The sequence below is a fragment of the Umezawaea beigongshangensis genome, from assembly GCF_016464305.1.
Taxonomy (GTDB): Bacteria; Actinomycetota; Actinomycetes; order Mycobacteriales; family Pseudonocardiaceae; genus Umezawaea_A; species Umezawaea_A beigongshangensis.
The window spans coordinates 90,016-97,722 of the sequence record NZ_JAEIOJ010000014.1 but is presented as its reverse complement, the minus strand read 5'-3'; the positions used below and the strand labels follow the sequence as shown (position 1 = coordinate 97,722).

Annotated in this window: 11 protein-coding genes; 3 read left to right on the top strand and 8 right to left on the bottom strand. The window is 72.3% G+C overall.

The features are described from left to right. Positions 1 to 136: 136 nt before the first annotated feature. Genes msrB through IMZ35_RS26460 form a run of 3 tightly spaced genes read right to left on the bottom strand, consistent with a single transcriptional unit; the run spans position 137 to position 1,893 of the window. On the bottom strand, positions 137 to 559 hold the full coding sequence (gene msrB / locus IMZ35_RS26470) for a peptide-methionine (R)-S-oxide reductase MsrB (protein WP_199443905.1): 423 nt from the start codon (positions 557 to 559) through the stop codon (positions 137 to 139). A gap of 53 nt (positions 560 to 612) precedes the next feature. Continuing rightward, entirely contained in the window at positions 613 to 921 is a 309-nt protein-coding gene (locus tag IMZ35_RS26465) for a hypothetical protein (RefSeq protein ID WP_199443904.1), read from the bottom strand. A gap of 21 nt (positions 922 to 942) precedes the next feature. Continuing rightward, entirely contained in the window at positions 943 to 1,893 is a 951-nt protein-coding gene (locus IMZ35_RS26460) for an asparaginase (RefSeq protein ID WP_199443903.1), read from the bottom strand. 75 nt (positions 1,894 to 1,968) lie between these two features. On the opposite strand from IMZ35_RS26460, the gene IMZ35_RS26455 reads away from it, so the two are divergent. Then, the gene (locus tag IMZ35_RS26455; RefSeq protein WP_199443902.1) at positions 1,969 to 2,622 is read left to right on the top strand and encodes a GntR family transcriptional regulator; all 654 of its coding nucleotides are present in this window, start codon (positions 1,969 to 1,971) and stop codon (positions 2,620 to 2,622) included. On the opposite strand, the gene IMZ35_RS26450 is transcribed toward IMZ35_RS26455, so the two are convergent. Genes IMZ35_RS26450 through IMZ35_RS26440 form a run of 3 tightly spaced genes read right to left on the bottom strand, consistent with a single transcriptional unit; the run spans position 2,606 to position 5,184 of the window. Then, a complete protein-coding gene (locus IMZ35_RS26450; RefSeq protein WP_199443901.1) occupies positions 2,606 to 2,824 on the bottom strand; it encodes a hypothetical protein in 219 nt (72 codons plus the stop codon). The two genes, IMZ35_RS26455 and IMZ35_RS26450, sit on opposite strands and share 17 nt — an antisense overlap. Then, positions 2,821 to 3,990, bottom strand: coding sequence for an acyl-CoA dehydrogenase family protein (locus IMZ35_RS26445; protein ID WP_199443900.1), 1,170 nt, complete (start codon positions 3,988 to 3,990; stop codon positions 2,821 to 2,823). Before IMZ35_RS26445 ends, IMZ35_RS26450 begins: the two co-directional genes overlap by 4 nt. Before the next feature lie 42 nt (positions 3,991 to 4,032). Beyond that, on the bottom strand, positions 4,033 to 5,184 hold the full coding sequence (locus tag IMZ35_RS26440; protein WP_199443899.1) for an acyl-CoA dehydrogenase family protein: 1,152 nt from the start codon (positions 5,182 to 5,184) through the stop codon (positions 4,033 to 4,035). Between the two features lie 76 nt (positions 5,185 to 5,260). On the opposite strand from IMZ35_RS26440, the gene IMZ35_RS26435 reads away from it, so the two are divergent. Next, a complete protein-coding gene (locus tag IMZ35_RS26435) occupies positions 5,261 to 5,902 on the top strand; it encodes a TetR/AcrR family transcriptional regulator C-terminal domain-containing protein (RefSeq protein WP_199443898.1) in 642 nt (213 codons plus the stop codon). On the opposite strand, the gene IMZ35_RS26430 is transcribed toward IMZ35_RS26435, so the two are convergent. Beyond that, positions 5,864 to 6,079 carry a DUF2277 domain-containing protein gene (locus IMZ35_RS26430; protein WP_199443897.1) on the bottom strand — a complete coding sequence of 72 codons (216 nt, stop codon included), beginning with the start codon at positions 6,077 to 6,079 and terminating at the stop codon, positions 5,864 to 5,866. The two genes, IMZ35_RS26435 and IMZ35_RS26430, sit on opposite strands and share 39 nt — an antisense overlap. 27 nt (positions 6,080 to 6,106) lie before the next feature. Between IMZ35_RS26430 and ligD the strand changes: the two genes are divergently transcribed. Beyond that, positions 6,107 to 7,102 (top strand): non-homologous end-joining DNA ligase, encoded by a 996-nt coding sequence (gene ligD / locus IMZ35_RS26425; protein ID WP_199443896.1) that lies wholly within the window; start codon positions 6,107 to 6,109, stop codon positions 7,100 to 7,102. A gap of 2 nt (positions 7,103 to 7,104) precedes the next feature. Here the strand turns inward: ligD and IMZ35_RS26420 are convergent, their stop codons facing one another. Then, a complete protein-coding gene (locus tag IMZ35_RS26420) occupies positions 7,105 to 7,593 on the bottom strand; it encodes an NUDIX domain-containing protein (RefSeq protein ID WP_199443895.1) in 489 nt (162 codons plus the stop codon). Positions 7,594 to 7,707 lie beyond the last annotated feature (114 nt).

The following is a 7,707-nucleotide window of genomic DNA, read 5'->3' as shown; positions in this document are numbered from 1 at the left end:
CAATCTGTTGGGCCCCGCGCCCCCCCGCCCCCTGGGGGGTTGGGCGTTGATGTGGGGGTGGGTGGGGCGGGCGGCGGGCGGGCGCCTGTGCCCCGCCGCCCCCCCCCCCCCCCCCACGTCCGCGCGTCAGGACTCCTCAGGACTCCTCGACGAGCCTCAGCGAGATGGAGTTGATGCAGTAGCGCTGGTCGGTCGGGGTCGGGTAGCCCTCGCCCTCGAACACGTGACCCAGGTGGCTGTGGCAGTTCGCGCACAGCACCTCGGTGCGGACCATGCCGTGCGCCCGGTCCTCGCGCAGCACGACGCTCTCCGCCGCCAGCGGAGAGAAGAACGACGGCCAGCCGCAGTGCGACTCGAACTTGGTCTCGCTGCGGAACAACTCGGTACCGCAGGCCCGGCACTCGTAGACGCCGACCTTCTTGGTGTCGGTGTACTCGCCGACCCACGCCGGTTCGGTTCCGCCCTGGCGCAGCACGGCGTACTCCGTCGGGGTGAGCTCCTCACGCCACTCCTGGTCCGACCGGACGACCTTGGGGGTGGCGCCGACAACAGGTTCCATGCTTCAACGCTAATCCGAAATCCGCGCGTCGTCAGATCCTGGTGATCGAGCCCTCAGAGCAGCGCGCCGAGGATGTCGCCCAGCGCGAACCAGACGGTGACCAGCACGCCCAGCAGGATCAGCGCCACCACGAGCACCGCCATGAGCCGCCGGTGGCCGCTCGCGCGGTTCGCCGACTCGGCGAAGTCCCGCACGCCGTCCAGGTAGCCCTCGACGGTGAACCCGGGGCGCTGCCGCTCGATGCGGTCCAGGTGCTCGGCGAACGCCTTCGCCTCGGGGTCCGCCGGGTCGAGCCCGACGAGGTCGTCCGCGAAACGGCCCTGCGGTCCGCGAGGGCCTTCGTCGGGGGACTGGGTGGACATGGCGACCAATGTAACTCCGGATCAGCCCCTCAGGCTGGCCGCGGGACGCACCGCGCCCACCGCGCGACCGTGTCCGAGCACGGGAACCGTGGAGAGTTCCTCCACCGGGGTGACGTCCACGCCGAGCGCCCGCAGCGCGGCCACCACGACCACCGGCCGGGCCCGCGCGGAGCCGTCGGCGATCTTCACCGCGGCGGCCGAGCCGTTCGGCAGGCCGATCGCGTAGACGCCCTCCGCGCCGTCCTTGGCGACCGCGCCGGGCAGCCCGCCCATCAGCAGCGTCACGTCCCGGTCCGTGCCGCCGACCCAGCGGGGGTGCCCGCTCATGGCTTCGGCGATCCGCCGCTCCGGCCCGCCGGTCGCACCGGCGATGCGCCCGAACGCCCTGGCCAGACCCACCAGGCTGATGCCGAGCAGCGGTGCGCCGCAGCCGTCGACGCCGACCGCGCCGACCGGCTCGCCGGACAGCTCCTCCAGGGTGGCGGCGATGCCGCGCTGCAGCGGGTGCTCCACGTCGAGGTAGTCCTCGGTCGACCAGCCGTTGGCCACGCAGGTGGCGAGCATCGCGGCGTGCTTGCCCGAGCAGTTCATGTAGACCGGGGCCCTGCCGCGACCGGCGGCGAGGTGCGCGGCCAGCGCGGCCTCGCCGATGGGCAGGTCCGGCGTGCAGCGCAGGGCGTCCTCGCCGAGGCGGGCGCCCGCGAGGATCCGCCGCACGCCCTCGACGTGGAAGTCCTCGCCGGAGTGGCTGGCGCAGGACAGCGCGAGCAGTTCGCCGTCGAGGTCGAGGCCGAGCCGCAGCATCGCCAGCGCCTGCACGGGCTTGTTGGACGAGCGGGGGAACGCGACGTCGCCCGGCCTGCCCACCGACAGCGCGACGGCGCCCTCCGCGTCCAGGGCGACGACCGAGCCGTGGTGCACGGACTCCAGGAAATCGCCGCGCCAGACCTCGGCCACCACTTCGTGGACCACGTCGCCTCCTCTAAGCTGTCAACTGTCGACAGTCAACAACACGGTTCCGCCCGTTCGCCAGCACTGGAGACCCACGTGACACCTCCGCTGCACCTCAGCCTCGCCGGTCAGGCCGTGGAGGCGCTGCGCGAGCTCGTGCTCTCCGGGGAGATACCGGTGGGGGAGCGGGTCAACGAGGTCGAGCTGGCCCAGCGGCTCGGGATCAGCCGCGGTCCGCTGCGCGAGGCCATCCGCCACCTGGCCAGCGAGGGTCTGCTCGTCCTGGTCCCGCACCGCGGTGCCCGCGTTCCGGTGGCCGACGCCGACGAGGTGCGCGCGCTGTTCGAGCTGCGCACCGCCCTGGAGTGCGCGGCGGCCCAGCTCGCCGCCCAGCGGCGCACGGCCGCCGACGTGACCGCGCTGCACGAGGTCGTCGCCGAGTCTCGCCGCAGCCTCCGGGCCGGTGCGCGCTTCCCGCACCGCCTCGACCTGGCGTTCCACCGGACCCTGCTGGCGGCGGCCCGCAGCCCGCAGATCGCCGAGCAGGTGCGCCTGGTGCAGCAGCGGGTCGTGCTGCTGCGCACGACGCTCGACGAGGACCCGTCGCACCAGCACGCGTCGATGGACGACCACGACCGGTTGGTGGAGGCCGTCGAGGCGGGGGACGGCGGACTCGCGGCCGAGGCGATGCGGCTGCACCTCGCCAGGGTGTGCGCCCAGATGCTGGCGGCGGTCACCGCTCGGGGGTGAGCGGCCCCGCGACGGCGTCGCCGATCGCCGCGCGACCGTCCTCGCGCCACGCCGTCACCGCCAGCTCGTCGCCGTGCGGCACGGGCCGTGCGAACGCGGCGTCCGCGCCGTTCGTCCTGAGTGGACGGAGCAGGCCGAGCACCGTCCACGAGCGGTGGACCGGACCGGTCGCCCGGCCCACCGCGTCGAGCGGAACGGTCACCCGAGCGATCCGGTCACCTTCGCGTGTCCCTTGAGCAGGTTGCGGGCGATCGTGCGGCGCTGGATCTCGTCGGTCCCCTCGTAGATGCGCAGCAGCCGCAGTTCCCGGTACCAGCGCTCGACCGGCAGTTCGCGGGTGTAGCCCATGCCGCCGTGGATCTGGAGCACGCGGTCCACGATCTCGTTGGCCTTGACGCCGCCGTAGAGCTTCGCGATCGACTGCGCCTGCCGCGAGTCGGCGCCCTGGTCCACCAGCCACGCCGCGTGCAGCACCAGCCAGCGCAGCGCCTCGATCTCCACCGCGGAGTCGGCGAGCATCCACTGGATCGCCTGCCGCTCGGCGATGGGCTCGCCGAACGTCACGCGGTTCTTGGCGTGCTCGATCGCCATCTCCACGAGCCGTTCGCAGGAGCCGAGCGCACGGGCGGGCAGCAGGTAGCGGCCCTGACCGATCCACTGCATCGCCAGTTCGAAGCCGCGCCCGACCTCGCCGAGGACGTTCTCCTCCGGCACGCGCACCTCGTCGAACACCAGCGCCGCCGGACCCCACTCGCCCATGGTCGGGATCGGCTCTGACTTCCAGCCCATGTCCCGGTCGACCAGGAAGCAGGTGACGCCGCCGTTCGCGCCCCTCTCCCGGTCCGTCACCGCGAAGACCATCGTGAAGTCGGCCTCGTTGCCCTGGGTGATGAAGGTCTTCTCGCCGTTGATGATCCAGTCCGACCCGTCCTTGCGGGCGGAGGTGCGGATCGCCTTGGCGTCCGAACCCGCGCCGGGCTCGGTGATCGCGAAGCACGACACGCGGTCGCCGGCGATCGTCGGGCGCAGGTAGCGCTCCTTCTGCTCCTCGTTGCCGTGGAACAGGATGTTGTCGGCGGTGCCGCCGAAGCGGAACGGCACGAACGTGCGCCCCAGCTCGCCCTCCAGCAGCGCGGCCATCACCGCGCCCAGCCCCATGCCGCCGTGCTCCTCCGGCGTGAGCACGCCCCAGAACCCGGCGTCCTTCGCCTTGTGCTGGAGCTCCTTCAGCTCGTCGCGGGTGAGCCCCGGCTGCCCGGTGCGCTCGCGGCGCAGCACCTCGGGCTCCAGCGGGACGAGTTCACGGCGCACGAACGTGCGCACCCAGTCCCTGATCTCCCTCTGCTCCTCGTCGAGCGCGAAGTCCACGGTCGTTCCCCTCCCAGAATCGGCGTCGAGCGGCTGTACTCGTCAGGCGAAGGCGTTGATCCCGGTCAGCGCCCGGCCGATGAGCAACTTCTGGATCTGGCTGGTGCCCTCGTAGAGGGTGGTCACCCTGGTGTCCCGCAGGTACTTGCCGACGGGGTACTCGTCGACGTAGCCGTACCCGCCGAACACCTGGATGGCGTTGTTCGCCGCGCGCACCGCGGCCTCGCTGGCGAAGAGCTTCGCCATGGACGCCTCGGTGCGGAACGGCTCCCCGCGGTCGGCGAGGTCGGCGACGCGCCAGGTCAGCAGGCGTGCCGCGTCGGTCTCCACGGCCGTGTCGGCCAGGAGTTCCTGCACGAGCTGGAACCCGGCGATCGGCTTGCCGAACTGCTCGCGCTGCTTGGCGTGCTCCACGCTCGCCTCCAGCGCGCCGCGCGCGGCGCCGACGCACCCGGCGGCCACCGACATGCGCCCGAGGTCCAGCGCGGACATCGCGAGCCGGAACCCGCCGCCCTCCTCGCCGAGCCGCGCGGAGTCGGGCACGCGCACGCCGTCGAGCACCAGTTCGGCCGTCGCCTGGCCGCGCATCCCCAGCTTGCCGCGGATCTCGTGGGCCTGGAACCCGGCGCTGTCGGTGGGCACGAGGAAGGCGGTGATGCCCCGCGGGCCGGGGCCGCCGGTGCGCGCGAAGACCAGCGCGACGTCCGCCCACGTGCCGTTGGTGATGAAGATCTTCGTGCCGGTGATGATCCAGTCGTCGCCGTCGCGCTGCGCGCGGGTGATCAGCGACCCGGCGTCGGAGCCGGTGCCCGGCTCGGTGAGCCCGAAGCAGCCCACCGCCGTCCCCGCGCAGATGCCGGGCAGCCACCGCTGCTTCTGCTCCTCGGTGCCGTGCTTGAAGATCGTCTTGCCGACGAGGCCGAGCGAGACGGAGATGATGCCGCGCACGGAGGAGTCGCCGCGCGCGATCTCCTCCAGCACGATGCAGTAGGCGAGGTTGTCGCCACCGGAGCCGCCGTGGGCCTCGTCGATCCCGAGCCCGAGGAAGCCGACCTCGCCCAGCGCGGGGACCAGCGCGCGGTCGATCGCCTCGGCGCGGTCCCACTCCAGCGCGTGGGGGACGATCTTCTCCTCGGTGAACCGACGGGCGAGCTCCCGCAACTGCTCGTGCTCGTCGGAGATGCGCAGATCCACCGGCCAGACCTCCTAAACCGAACGGCGTTAGGTATAACGTAGGCTCGTCGCCGAACCGATGGCAAGGGGAGCGGACGTGCCGCGACCGACCATTCCGAAGCTGAGCGGCTCCCGCATCAGAAGCGCCGCTCTGCTCATCATCGACCGCGAGGGTCTCGACGGCCTGTCCATGCGCAGGCTGGCCCAGGAGCTGGGCGTCCGCGCACCCTCCCTCTACGGGCACGTCGCCACCAAGGACGACCTGCTCCAGGAGGTCGTCGACGAGGTGCTGGAGAAGGTCGACGTCTCCGGTTTCACCGGCGGCGACTGGCGTGGCGGCCTGCTCGACTGCGCGCGCTCCTACCGCGCGGCCCTGTCGGCGCACCCCAACATCGTGCCCTTCCTCGCCTACGGCCCCGCCCGCCGCGAGCACGCCCTGGCGCGGCTCGACGCCGTGCACGGCGGCCTGCTGGAGGCGGGCTGGCCCCGGCGGCACGCCACGATGATCGCCGCGTCGCTGATGTACCTGGTGTTCGGCGCGGCGCTGAGCTCGTTCCGCAGCGGCTTCTCCACCGACGAGTCCGTCTACCGCGACCGGTTCCCGCACCTGGACAAGGCGCACCTGCTGCCCGCCGTCGCCGACGAGCTGGACCGGGACAGCTTCGAGCTGGCGCTCACCGCGTTCGTGGACGGCCTGGAACTACTGAAGGCGTCCGCGAACCTCGATGGTCGCGAGTAGTTCGGCCGTCGCCGCGGCCACCGCCTCGACCGCCCGGTCGAACGCCTCCGCGTTGTGCTTCGCGGGGACGCGGAACCCGGAGATCTTGCGGACGTACTGGAGCGCGGCGGCGTGCACGTCCTGCTCCGTCGCCTCGTCCGCGAACGGCGGGCGGAGCGTCTTGATGCTTCGGCACATGCTCTGATTCTGCTCTAGTCTGCGCGGGTGGCACAGCACATCGAGCTGGAAGTCGGTGGCAGGGCGGTCCGCGTCTCCAGCCCGGACAAGCTCTACTTCCCCGACCGGGGCATCACCAAGCGCCAGGTCGTCGAGTACTACCTGAGCGTCGCCGATCCGCTCCTGAAGGTCCTGCGCGACCGGCCCACCACCCTCAAGCGCTACGTCGACGGCGTCACCGGCGAGGCGTTCTACCAGAAGCGCGTGCCCAAGAACGCTCCCGAGTACGTCGAGACCGCCCGCATCACGTTCCCGTCCGGCCGCACCGCCGACGAGGTCTGCCCGACCGAGCCCGCCGTCGTCGCGTGGGCCGCGAACCTCGGCACGTTCGACTTCCACCCGTGGCCGGTCCGCCGTCCGGACGTGGACCACCCCGACGAGCTGCGCGTCGACCTCGACCCCCAGCCCGGCACGGACTTCCGCGACGCCGTCCGCGTCGCCGGCGTGCTGCGCGAGGTCCTCGACTCGGCCGGTCTGGTGGGCTTTCCCAAGACTTCGGGTGGTCGTGGCGTGCACGTGTTCGTCCGCATCCGCCCGGAGTGGGACTTCGTGCAGGTCCGGCACGCGGTGATCGGCCTGGCCCGCGAGGTGGAGCGCAGGATGCCGACGCAGGTCACGACGTCGTGGTGGAAGGAGGAGCGCGGCGAGAAGGTCTTCATCGACTACAACCAGGCCGCCCGCGACCGCACCATCGCCTCGGCGTGGTCCGTGCGAGGCACGCCGCGCGCCACCGTGTCGACGCCCGTGACGTGGGACGACCTGGCCGCGGTCGACCCGGACGACTTCGACGTGCTGACCGCCCCGCAGTGGCTCGCCGAGCGCGGGGACGCCTGGGCGGACCTGGACGCGACGGCGCACGGCATCGAGCCGCTCCTGGAGTGGTACGCCCGCGACGGCCTCGGTGACCTGCCCTACCCGCCGGACCACCCGAAGATGCCCGGCGAGCCGTCGCGCGTGCAGCCGTCGAAGGCCCGCAAGCCGTAGGTCTACGGGTGGCGGGGCAGCCCGGCGTCGCACAGGACGAGCGTCCCGGAGCGCGCGGCGTGCAGCGCGGCGGTGATCCTGGCGTGCAACGTCGGCTTGAGCAGCGCCTCGGCCTCGGCGAGCGTGCTCAGGGCGACGGAGCGGACCTCGGGGTCGGTGGAGTCGATGCCGTCCACCTCGGTCTGCGCGATGACGCCGCCGTCGAACACGAAGGCCAGTCCCTCGGGCATGGCTCCGCTGGCCCGCACGTGGTCGATCACCAGCAGCGCGCCCAGCGGCCGGGAGATCCCCAGTTCTTCCTCGACCTCGCGGACCGCCGCCGTCCACGGGGCCTCTCCGGCCTCCACGGCTCCGCCGGGGATCTCCCACTGGGGCTTGTAGGTCGTCTCCACGAGCAGCACGCGGTCCCGCTCGTCGCGGAACAGCACGCCCGCCGAGGTCCGCTTGCGATCCAGGCCGGCGACGTACTCGGCGAGCGGCAGCAGGTCCACGGTCGGACAGGCTACTGGGCGGCCGTGCTGCACGAGGTGACCCCACGTGGAATGTCACCGACGGGTTCACACCGGGTGTCCGGCTCGCTACAGTGCTGACCTGGGAGCGCTCCC